Source organism: Bradyrhizobium acaciae, assembly GCF_020889785.1.
Classification (GTDB): Bacteria; Pseudomonadota; Alphaproteobacteria; order Rhizobiales; family Xanthobacteraceae; genus Bradyrhizobium; species Bradyrhizobium acaciae.
Window position 1 is genome coordinate 46576 of the sequence record NZ_JACMYK010000031.1, and the last position, 14556, is coordinate 61131.

At 64.0% G+C, this 14556-nt stretch carries 12 protein-coding genes and 2 pseudogenes; 10 read left to right on the forward strand and 4 right to left on the reverse strand.

The window, feature by feature from the left end:
* Nucleotides 1-229: 229 nt before the first annotated feature.
* Nucleotides 230-625, reverse strand: a complete 396-nt coding sequence (locus H8A92_RS15310; protein ID WP_016844123.1) for a helix-turn-helix domain-containing protein — start codon at nt 623-625, stop codon at nt 230-232.
* Between the two features lie 567 nt (nt 626-1192).
* Between H8A92_RS15310 and H8A92_RS15315 the strand changes: the two genes are divergently transcribed.
* The gene (locus H8A92_RS15315) at nt 1193-1504 is read left to right on the forward strand and encodes a hypothetical protein (RefSeq protein ID WP_229196565.1); all 312 of its coding nucleotides are present in this window, start codon (nt 1193-1195) and stop codon (nt 1502-1504) included.
* Nucleotides 1505-1558: 54 nt separating this feature from the next.
* Here the strand turns inward: H8A92_RS15315 and H8A92_RS15320 are convergent, their stop codons facing one another.
* The 3 genes and pseudogenes from H8A92_RS15320 to H8A92_RS15330 form a co-directional block, all read right to left on the reverse strand.
* Nucleotides 1559-2878 (reverse strand): dicarboxylate/amino acid:cation symporter, encoded by a 1320-nt coding sequence (locus tag H8A92_RS15320; protein ID WP_229196566.1) that lies wholly within the window; start codon nt 2876-2878, stop codon nt 1559-1561.
* 102 nt (nt 2879-2980) lie between these two features.
* Nucleotides 2981-4440, reverse strand: a pseudogene (locus tag H8A92_RS15325) (sensor histidine kinase).
* 204 nt (nt 4441-4644) lie between these two features.
* Nucleotides 4645-5919 (reverse strand): serine hydrolase domain-containing protein, encoded by a 1275-nt coding sequence (locus H8A92_RS15330; protein WP_229196567.1) that lies wholly within the window; start codon nt 5917-5919, stop codon nt 4645-4647.
* A 136-nt stretch (nt 5920-6055) separates the two neighbouring features.
* On the opposite strand from H8A92_RS15330, the gene H8A92_RS15335 reads away from it, so the two are divergent.
* The 9 genes and pseudogenes from H8A92_RS15335 to H8A92_RS15375 form a co-directional block, all read left to right on the forward strand.
* A complete protein-coding gene (locus H8A92_RS15335; protein ID WP_229196568.1) occupies nt 6056-6970 on the forward strand; it encodes an intradiol ring-cleavage dioxygenase in 915 nt (304 codons plus the stop codon).
* 339 nt (nt 6971-7309) lie between these two features.
* A complete protein-coding gene (locus H8A92_RS15340) occupies nt 7310-8620 on the forward strand; it encodes a CmpA/NrtA family ABC transporter substrate-binding protein (RefSeq protein ID WP_229196569.1) in 1311 nt (436 codons plus the stop codon).
* 58 nt (nt 8621-8678) lie between these two features.
* Entirely contained in the window at nt 8679-9581 is a 903-nt protein-coding gene (gene ntrB, locus H8A92_RS15345; RefSeq protein ID WP_229196570.1) for a nitrate ABC transporter permease, read from the forward strand.
* Nucleotides 9582-9591: 10 nt separating this feature from the next.
* On the forward strand, nt 9592-10386 hold the full coding sequence (locus H8A92_RS15350; RefSeq protein ID WP_229196571.1) for an ABC transporter ATP-binding protein: 795 nt from the start codon (nt 9592-9594) through the stop codon (nt 10384-10386).
* A 115-nt stretch (nt 10387-10501) separates the two neighbouring features.
* Nucleotides 10502-10915: a globin family protein gene (locus H8A92_RS15355; RefSeq protein WP_229196572.1), complete on the forward strand. Its 414-nt coding sequence runs from the start codon at nt 10502-10504 to the stop codon at nt 10913-10915.
* A gap of 179 nt (nt 10916-11094) precedes the next feature.
* Nucleotides 11095-11994 (forward strand): SMP-30/gluconolactonase/LRE family protein, encoded by a 900-nt coding sequence (locus H8A92_RS15360; RefSeq protein ID WP_229196573.1) that lies wholly within the window; start codon nt 11095-11097, stop codon nt 11992-11994.
* Nucleotides 11995-12105: 111 nt separating this feature from the next.
* Nucleotides 12106-12945 carry an aldo/keto reductase gene (locus H8A92_RS15365; RefSeq protein ID WP_229196574.1) on the forward strand — a complete coding sequence of 280 codons (840 nt, stop codon included), beginning with the start codon at nt 12106-12108 and terminating at the stop codon, nt 12943-12945.
* 244 nt (nt 12946-13189) lie between these two features.
* Nucleotides 13190-14146 carry a DMT family transporter gene (locus tag H8A92_RS15370; RefSeq protein WP_229196576.1) on the forward strand — a complete coding sequence of 319 codons (957 nt, stop codon included), beginning with the start codon at nt 13190-13192 and terminating at the stop codon, nt 14144-14146.
* A gap of 196 nt (nt 14147-14342) precedes the next feature.
* Nucleotides 14343-14556: pseudogene (locus H8A92_RS15375) on the forward strand (hypothetical protein); the annotation flags it as partial.

Below are 14556 nucleotides of genomic sequence, written 5' to 3' on the forward strand. Positions count from 1 at the left end.
TTGCGGCGAACATCAACGCGGAGATCGCTCGCTCGTTGTGCCGAAGCCGGGGGCACAGACCTGGCGGCGCCGAACGGCCAAAGAAAAAGCGCTGCCATCGCGGATGGCAGCGCTTCGACTTCCCGGCCGGACCAGCGCGTGCGCGTAGCGGTCGCGGCGAGCGGCCCAGCGGCCGATCCCTGCAGCGGCGTGGTGGATCGCGTTCGCGGCGTCGCGACCCGTTCCGCGCTCAGTCTTCGTTGGCGGCGATCGATTCCATCAGCGACACCAGCTGGCGCTGCACGGTCTGATCCTTGATCTTGCTGTAGGCGCGCAGCAACCGGAGGCTGAACGCGCTGTCGAGGAACAGCAGGCTCTCGACTTCGCGGGCCTTGTTGTCGCCGTCGTAGAAGAAGGTGACCGGCACATCGAGCGCGGTCGCGATCTGCTGAAGGCGAGCAGCGCCGACGCGGTTGACGCCCTTCTCGTACTTCTGAACCTGCTGGAAGCTGACGCCGAGCTTGTCGCCGAGTTCGGCCTGCGAGATCTTCTGCTCGACACGGCGAAGGCGAATCCGCTTGCCCAACTCAATGTCCGGCTTGCCGGCACTGCGCTGCTTCATCTTCTTTGCTGCTGATCTGTTCATTCTTGTGACCCGTCCTTCAAATCGAGAATCCCTGGCCCGGTCGGGTCAGGGACACGTTGATGATGTACCGCGTTAAGCTCGAGTGGATCGTCAGTTCGTCTGAACTACGAAATCCAAGAAGATCGCGGGATGGTATCCATACGCATTTGCGCGTTGGAAGCACCCTAGTACCGACTCGGTCGTCTACCTGAAGTCGACCGCGCCAAGGTGTCTATCGACACCCCGCCCTCTACATTTGGCAAAATATTGACCAAACCACAACTAGCGCGAGTTTGATCGACACAGATTTTGCGTGCATGCTTACTGGGCGGCAATTCACTTTGCCCGTAGTTCTACGGGCAACTATATTGTACGGGCGTCCTTGCATGGATGCAACCCCAGCTAGTGCAGCCTGAGGTCGCGGAGATCGTCCCCGGTTGCTTGACTGAATCGCCGTCGATGCGAAAAGTTTGACGTAAGTCCAAGTCAGGCTTTCGGAATGTTGCTGGACAATTGCCCAAAAGTTCTCGATCATCTGGAACAAATGTGCGCCTACGAGAAGCCGGCGAACTCTGGCGGGAGAGGCAAATGAAGCGGAAGAGGGAAAGACCTCGACTCTACCTCGCGGCTTCGGGAGTGGAAGATATGCCAGTCGCAAATACGGAAGAACGGTTGCTGGCGCTGCTCGCAACCCTCGAAGAATGTCAGACCTTTCTGACCGACCGGGCAAATACCGAGACGGCACGGCTGCTGTCGCTTGCGATCCTCGAGCTTCGGATGGAACTGCATAAGGTGACGGATTCCGAGCTCAAGGCACTGTGCGACATGATTGCGTCGGACGAGCCGGTGCAGGAACCGACAACCCGGCAACTGCCGCCGTATCTGAGGCTGATCAAGTAAGCCCGTGTCCCGCGCCAGGCGCGGGACACTGTTGTGCCTGTGCTGCGTGTGGCTTTAGCCCGCAGTTACGTCAACCGCATCGGCGCCTTCGAGCACGCGCCTGGCCTTGTCCCGGTCCAGGTCACCTTCCCATGCCGCGACCACGACGGTGGCAACGCAGTTGCCGATCAAATTGCCGACTGCGCGCGCCATGCCGATGAACCAGTCGACCGAGAGCACCAGCACGAGGCCGATCGCCGGGATGCTCGGCACGGCGTTGAGTGTCGCCGCCAGGATGACGATCGCCGAGCCCGGCACGCCATGCGCGCCCTTCGAGGTGATCAGCGATACGCCGAGCACCAGCAGCAAGTCGCCAAACGACAGCGGCGTGTTGGTCGCCTGCGCGATGAAGACGACCGCAAGCGTCAGATAGATCGAGAAGGCATCGAGGTTGAAGGAATAGCCGGTCGGAATCACGAGGCCGACCACCGAATCCTTGACGCCGAAATGCTCGAGCTTGCGCATCACCTGCGGGAGCACCGCGTCAGAGGATGCGGTCGCGACCACGATCATCAGCTCCTCGCGCAGGTAGCCGAGGAATTTGAGGATGTTGATGCCGGCAAGCGCCATCACGCCGCCGAGCACGCCGAGCACGAAGATCGCGACCGACACGTAGAACAGCGCGACCAGCGATAGCAGCTGCTTCAACGAGCCGACGCCGTATTTTCCGACCGTATATGCGACTGCGCCGAGCACGCCGATCGGCGCGAAGCGCACGATCAGGCCCATGGCGCGGAACAGCACGGTCGAGACGGCGTCGATGAAGGAGGAGATCCGCTCGCCCTTCTCGCCGCCGACCAGCGCCAGGCTGACGCCGAAAATGATGGCGAAGAACAACACCTGCAGGACGTCGTTGCGCGACAGCGCGTCGAACGAGGTGGTCGGAATGATGTTGAGCAGGAAGCTGCCGATGCCTTCACCCTTCAGCTTCTGCGCGTTGCTGGCGTAGTTGCCGAGCGCCTTGGCGTCCAGCGTCGAGGTATCGATGTTCATGCCGTGACCGGGCCCGAACAGATAGGCCAGGATCAATCCGACCACGAGCGCGACCGTCGTCATCGCCTCGAAATAGACCAGCGCCTTGACGCCGACGCGTCCGACCTTCTTGAGGTCGCCGGCTCCCGCGATGCCGTGCACCACGACGCAGAACACGATCGGCGCCACGATCATAGAGATCAGCTTCAGGAACGCATCGCTGAAGATCTTCAGCCCGATCGCGAAATCGGGCGCGGCCATGCCGATGACGATGCCGAGCAGCAGCGCGACGAGCACCTGCACGAACAGTGATGTGTAAAGCGGCTTTCGTGCCACGGTGACTTCCGCTACGACGGTCGACATGAACATCCCCCTGTTTCTTGCCGGTGTCCTTGCCGGCCGAACCCGCCCCATCTTAGCAACTTGCGTGCCAAGATGTCGCAGGATCGGGCACCATTTGCCCGGTCACTCGCCGGTTTCGAGGGTGCTGGTCACGGTGTAGACGACGCCATGGGGCAGGAAATCGACCGTGGCCTCGCCGCCGAGCTGGTCGCGGGCGCTGCGCTCGATCAGGCGGGAGCCGAAGCCGCGCTGGACCGGCGCGACGACAGGCGGGCCACCGGCCTCGGTCCAGATCATCCGAAGCTTCGGTCCGGGGCTTTCCTGCAGGATCTCCCAATCCAGCGTCACTGTCCCGGTGTCGTTGGACAGCGCGCCATATTTGGCGGCGTTGGTCGCCATCTCGTGCAGGAGCATCGAAAGCACCAAGGCGAGCCGCGGCGACAGCGGCACGCGCGGCCCGAACATCTTGACCCGCTCGGCCGCGTTGTTCAGCAGATACGGCCGCAGCACCCGGCTGATGACGTCCTGGAGGTCGGAGCCCTGCCATTTCTCGGTCGAAAGCAGGTTATGCGCCTCGGCGAGTGCGCCGAGCCGTCCCTCGAATTTCTCGCGCTCGGCGCGGCTCGCGCTGCGGAAGGTTTGGGTGGCGATCGATTGCAGGATCGCCAGCGTGTTCTTGACGCGGTGGTTGAGCTCCTCGATCAGGAGGTCGTGCAACATCTCGCCGCGCGCGATCGTGGTCGCCATCCGCACCGCAAAGCCGAGGCCGACCAGCAGCAGAATGCCGCCGATCACGCTGGTGATCGCAAGCGAGCGCCACAGCGGCCCCACCAGCGAGTTCTCGGCGATACCGGCTGCGACCGTCCAGCCGGTGACGCGCGATCGGGTGAAGCCCGTGATCAGCGCCACGCCTTCGAGCGAGACGGTCGGCAGGGTCGCCTCGCTGCTGCGAAACATCTCGGCAAACAGCGACGGCGAGGCGCGCTGCCCGATGGTCGCTTGCGGATTCGGCACGCGCGCCAGGTTGACGCCGTCGCTGTCGAAGATCGAGATGGTCCAGTCCTGGTTCAGGCGCTGCTTCTCGATGATGGCCTGGAAAACCTCGATCGGCGGGCTGAAGGAGATGTCGTAGAGCACCTCGCCGTCGCGGATCACCGGCACCTCGACGGTGATGATCAGGCGCTGCTTCACCGCGCCGAAGAACAGGTTGGAGTATTGCGGCTGCCGGGTCGTAAACACCTTCTCGAGGATATCGAGATTGTTGCGCGGCGGCAGGCTCGCGGTGTCCGATGTCAGCGAGGAGAATGCATGCCGCCTTCACGGTCGGCCACCAGGATCACGCCGTCCTTGCCGTACTGGTCGAGGAAGCCGGCTGCGACGCGGCGGAAATTGCCGAAGTCGCTGTTGCGCAGCGAGTTGGTCAGCGCCAGCACCTGCAGCCCACCGGTCATGCGCTGCATTTCCGCGTCGAGCAGCAGGCGGACACTGCGCGCCGTCTCCAGCACGCGCTGCGTGGCGGCCTGGCGGTCCCGCTGATAATTGTGGAAGACGATGCCGACCGCGAAAACGATCAGCGGCAACATCGTTCCCGCGAGCAGAAGCGCGAGACGCACTGGCAGTGTCAGTTTCGGCACGAAGTCCCCGGGTCGATGCCCATCGCTGTGAGCTTGGGGGGGGCGGGAAATGTCCGCCAAAGGAAATAGCTTGATATCAGAAAGGTTCCGCGGCGCCATGATGCTCAAACGAGGTGTGCGCCGCGGAATAGCTTGGCCTGAAAGGCCTTGAGGTCAGAGATTGCTCTCGGTGATCGCGGCGTAGACCATGGTGCGCAGCTCGCGCCGCAGCGGATAGGCGCTCGACGGCAGCACCTGGGTCATGAAGATCGTGATCAGCTCTTCCGCCGGGTCGATGAAGAACGAGGTCGTCGCGGCGCCGCCCCAGTTGAATTCGCCCGGGCTGCCCGCGATCAGCGTCTGCGCCGGGTGCATGGTGACGGCGAAGCCGAGGCCGAAGCCGATGCCGTTATAGGCGGCTTCGGCGAACATCGAGCGCGACATCGCCGGCAGGTCGACGCCGCCGGGCAGATGATTGGAGGCCATCAGCTTCAGCGTCTTCGGGCCGAGCAGCCTGACGCCGCCGAGCTCGCCGCCATTGAGCAGCGTCCGGCAGAAGGTCAGGTAGTCGGCCGCGGTCGAGCACAGTCCGCCGCCGCCTGAGACCAGCGAAGGCGGCGACAGGAACGAGCTGGTGGTCGGATCGTCCTGCAAGGTCAGCGTGCCCTTTCGCTCGGCGGCGAGCGGGTTGAAGCCGCCTTGTGGATCGGCCGAATAGCAGGCGGCAAAGCGGTGCACCTTTTCGGCAGGCACGAAGAAGTCGGTGTCGTTCATGCCGAGCGGGTTGAAGATGCGCTCCTTCAGGAATTGCTCGAATGGCTGGCCGGAGATCTTGCCGACGAGATAGCCGAGCACGTCGGTCGAGACCGAGTAATTCCAGGCTTCGCCCGGGGAGAACTCCAGCGGGATCTTCGCCAGGTCCTCGATCATGCTGTCGAGCGTGCCGGCCTTGATGACCTCGCCGATCTTCTTCTCGCGATAGGCGGCGTCGACGTTGGAGCGCTGCTGGAAGCCGTAGGTGAGCCCCGAGGTGTGGCGCAACAGGTCGACGATCTGCATCGGCCGGGTGGGCGGTCGGGTCAGGAAGGCCGGTGCGTTGCCGGCGACGAACACGCCGAGGTTCTTCCATTCCGGAATGTATTTGGCGACCGGCTCGTCGAGCGCGACCTTGCCTTCCTCGACCAGCATCATGAAGGCGACCGACGTGATCGGCTTGGTCATCGAATAGATGCGGAAGATGGTGTCGTCCTTGACCGGCACCTTGCGCTCGAGATCGGCAAAGCCCTGGACGGTCGAATGCACGATCTTGCCGCGGCGGTAGATCAGGACCTGCGTGCCGGGAAAGCGGCCGGCATCGATGTAGCGGCTCTTCAGATGCGCTTCGAGGCGGTTGAGGGCGGTGGTCGACATTCCCGCGGATTCGGGCGAGGCAGGCGTGGGGGCTAACATCGGGCATTTTCTCCGGCTGGCGAGGCAGCCTTGATAGCCGAAAAGTATCCGTTTCACCATTCCGCCGCCGCTTACCGGCATAGCGCCGGTGGTGTACGGTTGCCCCTGCAATCGCGCCCCCGAGGGAAACGCCGAGATGACCCAGTTCAACGAAACCGAGCTCACCACCGCCGTCATCCGCAGCTTCGACCAGACGCCCGATCCGCGGGCCAAGTTCCTGCTGCAGGAACTGGTGAAGTCGCTGCACGACTATGTGCGCAGAACCGATCTCACATTCGAGGAGTGGGACCACGCGATCGGCTTCCTGACCCGCACCGGGCAGAAGTGCACCGACATCCGCCAGGAATTCATCCTGCTGTCCGACGTGCTCGGCGTGTCGATGCTGGTCGATGCGGTCAATCACAGGGATCGCGACGGCGCGACCGAGACCACGGTGCTCGGCCCGTTCTATGTCGGCGAGCACAAGGTGACGCCGCACGGCAGCGACATCTCGGCGAGCCTGCCCGGCGAGCGCATGTTCGTGCAGAGCCGCGTCACCGACCTCGACGGCAAGCCGCTGCCCAATGTGCCGGTCGATGTCTGGCACGCGGATGACGACGGGTTCTATGACTCGCAGAAGCCGAGCTATGCCACCGAAGGCCCGTCCTCGCGGGCGCGCTTCATCACCGACGCGGATGGCCGCTTCTTCTGCCGCACCATCGTGCCGTGCAGCTATCCGATCCCGACCGACGGTCCGGTCGGGCAGATGATCACGCAAACCAACCGTCATCCGATGCGGCCTGCGCATGTGCACTTCCTGGTCAACGCCAAGGGCTACGAGCCGCTGATCACGCATGTGTTCGTCGAAGGCGACAAGTACATCGACTCCGATGTCGTGTTCGGCGTGAAGGACGAACTGATCGCCAAGGTCGAACGGCGCACCGATCCCGTGATGCCCGACGGGCAGCGATCGGATGGGCCGTGGAGCCTGATGACCTACGAATTCCACGTGAAGCCCGGTGGAGGAATGGCGCCCGCGCCGCTCGGCACCAAGGTCAGCGAGAACGCTTGATCGCTATCGTCCAAGCGCTCTGCTTAATTCATGTGCGGCGCACAAAAATTGAGCGGAGCGCATTTTTTGGCAGCGCACGGAGACACCGTGCGCGCTGCGACAAGCTGCGCAAAACATTGCTCTAAAATCGATTTTTGCACTGCGGTAGCTTGGCATGAGGCTTGAATAGCCAAGTGCCGACGCCATTGAAGCCGTCCCTCGAGGCCACCCCCATCGGATTTCTGACGCCGCCAGACCGGGCGTATCCCCGGTGCATGCCCTTTTGCGCCCTGCGCGCGTCGCCACCCGATGGACGGTGCTCGACGCAAAGACGCAACGCCGCAACGCAAAGGACGACCGATGACCAAGCCCAGCAACACGCCCCCGAGCCGTGCGATCAGCCGTCGCCGGCTCCTGAAGGCAACCGGCGGCGCCGCCGCGCTGCTCGCCGCAGCCAAGCTGAACTTTCCCGCTGGTGCATTCGCGCAAGGCGCGGGCCCGGAGGTGAAGGGCGCCAAGCTCGGCTTCATCGCGCTCACCGATGCCTCGCCGCTGTTCGTCGCCAAGGAGAAGGGCATCTTCGCCAAATACGGCATGCCCGACGTCGAGGTGCAGAAGCAGGCCTCGTGGGGCACCACGCGCGACAATCTCGTGCTCGGCTCCGAGGGCAACGGCATCGACGGCGCGCATATCCTGACCCCGATGCCCTATCTGATCTCGGCCGGCAAGGTGACGCAGAACAATCAGCCGACGCCGATGTACATCATGGCGCGGCTCAACCTGAACGGCCAATGCATCTCGGTCGCCAAGGAATATGCCGATCTCAAGGTCGGCATCGACACCGCGCCGTTCAAGGCGGCGCTGGACAAGAAGAAGGCCGCGGGCAAGGCGGTGAAGGCCGCGATGACCTTCCCCGGCGGCACGCATGATCTCTGGATCCGTTACTGGCTCGCCGCCGGCGGCATCGATCCCGACAAGGACATCGAGACCATCGTGGTGCCACCGCCGCAGATGGTGGCCAACATGAAGGTCGGCACGATGGACTGCTTCTGCGTCTGCGAGCCGTGGAACCTGCAGCTGATCCATCAGGACATCGGCTACACCGCGATCACCACAGGCGAGCTCTGGGACAAGCATCCGGAGAAGTCGTTCGGCCTGCGTGCCGCCTGGGTCGACAAGAACCCGAAGGCCGCGAAGGCGCTGCTGATGGCGGTGATGGAGGCCCAGCAGTGGTGCGAGAAGATGGAGAACCGCGAGGAGACCGCGGCGATCTGTGCCAAGCGGCAGTGGATCAACTGTCCGGTCGAGGACATCACCGATCGCATGAAGGGCAAGTTCGACTACGGCACCGGCCGCGTGGTCGAGAACTCGCCGCAGCAGATGCGGTTCTGGAGCGACAACGCCTCCTATCCCTATCAGAGCCACGACCTCTGGTTCCTGACCGAGGACATCCGCTGGGGCAAGTATGAGGCCGGCTTCGACACCAAGGCGCTGATCGCCAAGGTCAACCGCGAGGACCTCTGGAAGGAGGCCGCCAAGGAGCTTGGCGTGTCGGACATTCCAACTTCGACCTCGCGCGGCAAGGAGACCTTCTTCGACGGCAAAGTGTTCGATCCCGCCGATCCCGCCGCCTACCTGAAATCCCTGTCTATCAAGCGTGTCGACGTCTGAGCCTCATAGGGCGGCGCTCGTGCATGGCCCGTTCTTCGACCACGGAGATTGTCTGTCAATGTCGATGCCTGCCATGAAGACCGAAATGCCGGCGGTCGTGACCCCGCCGGCCGCTACCGCGGCGCCGGTCGTGACCATGACGCCGAAGCCCGCGCCGCGCGCGGCGGCCTACGCCAGGATGGCGAAGGAGACCGGCGCACGTGTCGTGCCGCCGCTGATCGTGGTCGCGCTGCTGCTGGTGGTGTGGGAGTTGATCTGCCGGCGCGCCGGCTCCAGCCTGCCGCCGCCGTCAAAGGTGTTCAAGGACACCAGGGAGCTGATCCTCGATCCGTTCTTCGACCATGGCGGCATCGACAAGGGCCTGTTCTGGCACCTCTCCGCCAGTCTGCAGCGTGTCGCCTACGGCTTCTCGCTGGCGGCGGTCGCCGGCATCGCGCTCGGCACGCTGGTGGGCCAATCGGTCTGGGCGATGCGCGGGCTCGATCCGCTGTTCCAGGTATTGCGCACGATTCCGCCGCTCGCCTGGTTGCCGCTGTCGCTCGCCGCATTCCGCGACGGCCAGCCCTCGGCGATCTTCGTCATCTTCATCACCTCGGTGTGGCCGATCATCATCAATACCGCGGTCGGCATCCGCAACATTCCGCAGGACTACCGCAACGTCGCTGCCGTCGTGCAGCTCAATCCGCTGGAATTCTTCACCAAGATCATGATCCCGGCGGCCGCGCCCTACATGTTCACCGGTCTGCGCATCGGCATCGGCCTGTCATGGCTCGCGATCGTCGCCGCGGAAATGCTGATCGGCGGCGTCGGCATCGGCTTCTTCATCTGGGACGCGTGGAATTCCTCGCATATCAGCGAAATCATCCTGGCGCTGTTCTATGTCGGCATCATCGGCTTCGTGCTCGACCGGCTCATTGCGGCCCTCGGCAAGGTCGTGACCCGCGGCACGGCTGCGAACTGAGGGACACGTCATGCAGGCCTATCTGAAGCTCGACCACATCGACAAGGTCTTCACCCGCGGCAACGCCACCACCGAGGTCCTGAAGGACATCAACCTGACGATCGAGAAGGGCGAATACGTCTCGATCATCGGCCATTCCGGTTGCGGCAAGTCGACCCTGCTCAACATCGTCGCCGGCCTCACCGGCGCCACCAATGGCGGCGTGCTGCTGGAGGACCGCGAGGTCAATTCGCCGGGGCCGGATCGCGCCGTCGTATTCCAGAACCACAGCCTGCTGCCGTGGCTCACGGTGTACGAGAACGTCAAGCTCGGCGTCGACAAGGTGTTCGCGAAGACCAAGAGCAGGGCCGAGCGCGACGCCTGGGTGATGCACAATCTCAGCCTGGTGCAGATGGCGCATGCCAAGGACAAGCGGCCGAACGAGATCTCCGGCGGCATGAAGCAGCGCGTCGGCATCGCCCGTGCGCTGGCGATGGAGCCGAAGGTGCTGCTGCTCGACGAGCCGTTCGGCGCGCTCGATGCGCTGACCCGGGCGCATCTGCAGGACTCGGTGATGGCGCTGCACCAGAAGCTCGGCAACACCATCCTGATGATCACCCACGACGTCGACGAGGCCGTGCTGCTGTCGGACCGCATCGTGATGATGACCAACGGCCCGAGCGCGCGGATCGGCGAGGTGCTCGAGGTGCCCCTGGCGCGTCCGCGCAAGCGGCTCGAGCTCGCGACCAGCCCCGGCTACCTGAAGTGCCGGCAGCGCGTGCTCGAATTCCTCTATGAGCGCCACAGCTTCGTCGAGGCGGCATGATGGTCACGCCAGCGGCAAGCGTTTCCGCTTTGAACCGAAACGCGGGCTTCGGCTACCAATGCTCGCATTTTGAAAACTCATTTCAGAGCTCATTTCAGAACCGAGGAGAGTTGAGATGAATCCGGCCCAAATCAAGCTGGTTCAGGATAGCTTTGGCAAGGTCGCGCCGATCTCGGAGCAAGCTGCGGTCATATTCTACGATCGCTTGTTCGAAGTCGCGCCCGCCGTGAAGGCGATGTTTCCCACCGACATGAAGGAGCAGCGCAAGAAGTTGATGACGACGCTCGCCGTCGTTGTCAACGGACTGAGCAATCTCGAAACGATCCTGCCGGCTGCGAGTGCACTCGCCAAACGTCACGTCAGCTACGGCGCCAAGCCCGAGCATTATCCGGTGGTCGGCGGCGCATTGCTGTGGACGTTGGAGAAGGGGCTCGGCGAAGCCTGGACGCCTGACGTCGCCGCCGCATGGACCGCGGCCTATGGCACGCTGTCCGGCTACATGATTTCGGAAGCTTATGGTGCCGCGTAGGCGGCGGAGTAGGGTTCAACGCTGACGCTTGCCACGCGTCTATCCCCGTCATTGCGAGCGAAGCGAAGCAATCCATGCCTCCGCCTGATGAGGGATGGATTGCTTCGTCGCTATCGCTCCTCGCAATGACGGAGTGAACGCTCTATGGTCGCCCCGTTCCGCCAACGGGTGAACCAACAATGATGTTCCTGGAAACTCCGCCGAAGCTGATCCCGACCGAGATCTTCTCCGCCGTGCCCGCCGAATTCCGCCGCAAGGTGGCGAGCGAATGGGCCGACGCCAACCGGCCGGGCGCGGTGACCGATTGCTTCATCGAGGGACCGTCGTTCGATGCCGAGGGCAATCTCTACATCGTCGACATTCCGTTCGGCCGCATCTTCAGGATCGCACCGGACAAGTCATGGTCGCAGGTCGCCGAATACGACGGCTGGCCGAACGGGCTGAAGATCGATCCGATGGGCCGCATCCTGATCGCCGATTATCGGCACGGGCTGATGGAGCTCGATGCCGGGTCCGGCGAAGTCACGCCGCTGCTGCGCTCGCGCAATTCGGAATCGTTCCGCGGCTGCAACGACCTGCACATCGCCTCGAACGGCGACGTCTATTTCACGGATCAAGGCCAGACCGGCCTGCACGATCCGACCGGCCGGGTCTATCGGCTGCGCGTCGATGGCGCGCTCGACTGCCTGATCGACACCGGCATCAGCCCGAACGGCCTGGTGCTCGACCCGCACGAGGCGGTGCTGTTCGTGGCCATGACGCGCGACAATGCGGTCTGGCGCGCGCCCTTCATGAAGGACGGCAGCGTCTCCAAGGTCGGGCGCTTCTGCTCGCTGTTCGGCCCGAGCGGACCCGACGGAATGACGATGGACAACGCCGGGCGGCTGTTCGTCGCGCACGCCTCGCTCGGCCATGTCTTCGTGTTCGCACCGAACGGCGAGTGCATCGCGCGGATCAAGTCCTGCGCGGGACAGAGCTGCACCAATGTCGCGATCGGCGGCGCCAACCGCGACCGCCTCTACATCACGGAATCGGTGACGGGTTCGGTGCTGGTCGCCGATATCAGCGGGCTCGGCTAGGCCGTGGCGTCCGTGCTGGAATGGAGCGCGACGATGTGAAGACATCATCGCTCGTTTCCTTTATCGTTCTATGTGGGGCGAGAATACGAACCCACGCAGAACGAGGCGATCGTGCAGACAAAAAAATTCGGCAACAACGGCCCGCAGGTCTCGGTGATCGGACAGGGCACCTGGTATCTCGATCGCGGGGACCGCAAGGCGGCCGTTGCAGCGCTCAAGCGCGGCATCGATGCCGGCATGACGCACATTGACACCGCCGAGATGTATGGCGACGCCGAGCTCGTGATCGCGGATGCCATCACCGGCCGCCGCGACGGGCTGTTCCTGGTCTCGAAGGTGCTGCCGAGCAATGCCTCGCGGCGCGGCACCATCACCGCCTGCGAGCGCTCGCTGAAGCGGTTGAAGACCGATCGGCTCGATTGCTATCTGCTGCACTGGCGCGGAACCACTCCGCTCGCCGAGACGGTCGCGGCGTTCGACGAATTGATCGCGGCCGGCAAGATCCGCTCCTGGGGCGTCAGCAATTTCGACGCAGACGATCTCGACGAACTGCGCGATGTCGCGGGCGAGGGCAACATCGCCTGCAACCAGGTGCTCTACCATCTGCAGGAGCGCGCCATCGAGCACGCCGTGATTCCGTGGTGCGAGCGACATGGCGTCGCCGTCGTCGCCTACTCGCCGTTCGGCCACAATGATTTTCCGTTAGCGTCGACGAAGGCCGGCACGGTGCTGCAATCGATCGCGGAGAAGCACAGGGCGACGCCGCGCCAGGTCGCGCTGAGCTTCCTCACGCGGCTGCCGTCGGTGCTCGCGATTCCGAAGGCGTCGAATGCAAAACACGCGGCGGAGAATGCGGTCGCAGGTACGCTTAAGCTCAGCGCCGACGAGCTCGCTGCGCTCGATGCGGCGTTCCCGCGCGGGCCGAAGCCACGGTCCCTGCCGATGCTCTAATTCGCGGATTCACAACTCCGCTCCACACAGTTCTTAACAAACTGTTGCAGCTGGGGCCGCGCACTGGCTGCGACGGGCGGTCGCGGGCGCTGGTGCATATCGGAGTCCCGTTTTCGGGCATTGTTCTCGCGGCGGAATTGGCGTTCTCTACGAACAGCAGATTACCCTTTATTTCGCCTTCGAGATTGCCGTGACACCGCCCCCCGCCGCCGTAGCCGCCAGGCTGGACAGCGTTCCCCTTTCATTGCCCGCCAAGACGGCGCCCTCAACGACAAGCGTCGCACGCAACAAAGCGCCGGCCCGCACCGACCGGCCGTTCAAGGGCATTGCGCTGATCCTGCTGTCGACGGTGTTCCTGGGCACATCGGACGTCACCGCAAAATATCTCTCGTCGACGCTGCCTTCGATCCAGATCGCCTGGATCCGCTTCCTGGTGTTCGCGCTGATCATGACGCCGGCCATGCTGCCGGGCACGCCGCTGTTCGCGCTGCGCAGCAGCCGGCCGGGCCTGCATGTGCTGCGCGGCGCCGCGCTGCTCGGCTCGTCGCTGATCTTCATCACGGGGTTGGGCTTCCTGCCGATCGCCGAAGCCTCGGCCACCAGCTTCGTCTCGCCGCTGTTCGTCACCGCGCTGTCGATCGCCTTCCTCGGTGAGAAGGTCGGCATGCGCCGCTGGATCGCGACCGCGGTCGGTCTCATGGGCGTGTTCATCATCCTGCGGCCGGGCACCAGCGCGTTCCATCCCGCCGCGATCTTCCCGATCGTCTCGGCGCTGGCCTGGGCCGGCACACTGATCCTGACGCGCATGATGAGCGGCAGCGAGCGTCCGGTCACGGTGATGACCTATTCGTCCATCGTCGGCGTCGCCATCGTCAGCGCGCTGGTGCCGTTCGTCTGGGTCACGCCGACCTGGCACGACATCATGTTCGGCATCCTGATCGGCGTTGCCTCCACCGTCGGACAGTGGATCGTGGTGCTGGCGTTCCGCTATGGCGATGCCTCAGTGCTGGCGCCGTTCTCCTACACCCAACTGCTCTGGGTCAGCATCCTCGGCTTCCTGATCTTCGGCGAAGTGCCCGACCACTGGACCATCCTCGGCGCCGGCTTCATCGTCGCGTCCGGCCTCTACACCGCGCATCGCGAGCGCGTCAGACGGTCGCAGTTGCTGACCGCGGCCAGCGAGCCGTCGCCGAACGCCTGACCTCGCGTATCCATTTTACAACAGATGTCCTGAATCCGACCTGATGCGCTGACCCTGCACGGCTTGAGAAGACGCGCCTCCCGCGAGTTGCAAGATAGCCCATTCGGGTCAAGCCGCGTCCGCGCGGCGCTATCGATTTGGGGCTGGGGCAATGCCGGAGTGGGGCTACGCGCGAATCCGTCTGCGAGGCTGGTTGATGGTCGCGATCATCCTTGCAACCGCTCTGCTCGCCGGGCCGGTTGTCGCACAAAACGGCGGCGCCGGCGGCGAGGGTAATTATCAGTCGACAGGACAATATGGCGGCGCCGCCGGCATTCCCGGTGTGAGCGGTGGCGTCGGTGGCGACGGCGGCGCTCCGAATCGCCCGTGCCAATGCACCGGTGGTGGTGGCGGCGGCGGCGCTGAGGGCG

Excerpts from the sequence above, each read along its gene's own strand:
- H8A92_RS15315 (WP_229196565.1), top strand. The coding sequence starts at position 1,193 with ATGAAGCGGAAGAGGGAAAGACCTCGACTCTACCTCGCGGCTTCGGGA.
- H8A92_RS15310 (WP_016844123.1), bottom strand. The coding sequence starts at position 625 with ATGAACAGATCAGCAGCAAAGAAGATGAAGCAGCGCAGTGCCGGCAAG.
- ntrB (WP_229196570.1), top strand. The coding sequence starts at position 8,679 with ATGTCGATGCCTGCCATGAAGACCGAAATGCCGGCGGTCGTGACCCCG.
- H8A92_RS15320 (WP_229196566.1), bottom strand. The coding sequence starts at position 2,878 with ATGTCGACCGTCGTAGCGGAAGTCACCGTGGCACGAAAGCCGCTTTAC.
- H8A92_RS15360 (WP_229196573.1), top strand. The coding sequence starts at position 11,095 with ATGATGTTCCTGGAAACTCCGCCGAAGCTGATCCCGACCGAGATCTTC.
- H8A92_RS15335 (WP_229196568.1), top strand. The coding sequence starts at position 6,056 with ATGACCCAGTTCAACGAAACCGAGCTCACCACCGCCGTCATCCGCAGC.
- H8A92_RS15330 (WP_229196567.1), bottom strand. The coding sequence starts at position 5,919 with ATGTTAGCCCCCACGCCTGCCTCGCCCGAATCCGCGGGAATGTCGACC.
- H8A92_RS15340 (WP_229196569.1), top strand. The coding sequence starts at position 7,310 with ATGACCAAGCCCAGCAACACGCCCCCGAGCCGTGCGATCAGCCGTCGC.
- H8A92_RS15350 (WP_229196571.1), top strand. The coding sequence starts at position 9,592 with ATGCAGGCCTATCTGAAGCTCGACCACATCGACAAGGTCTTCACCCGC.
- H8A92_RS15355 (WP_229196572.1), top strand. The coding sequence starts at position 10,502 with ATGAATCCGGCCCAAATCAAGCTGGTTCAGGATAGCTTTGGCAAGGTC.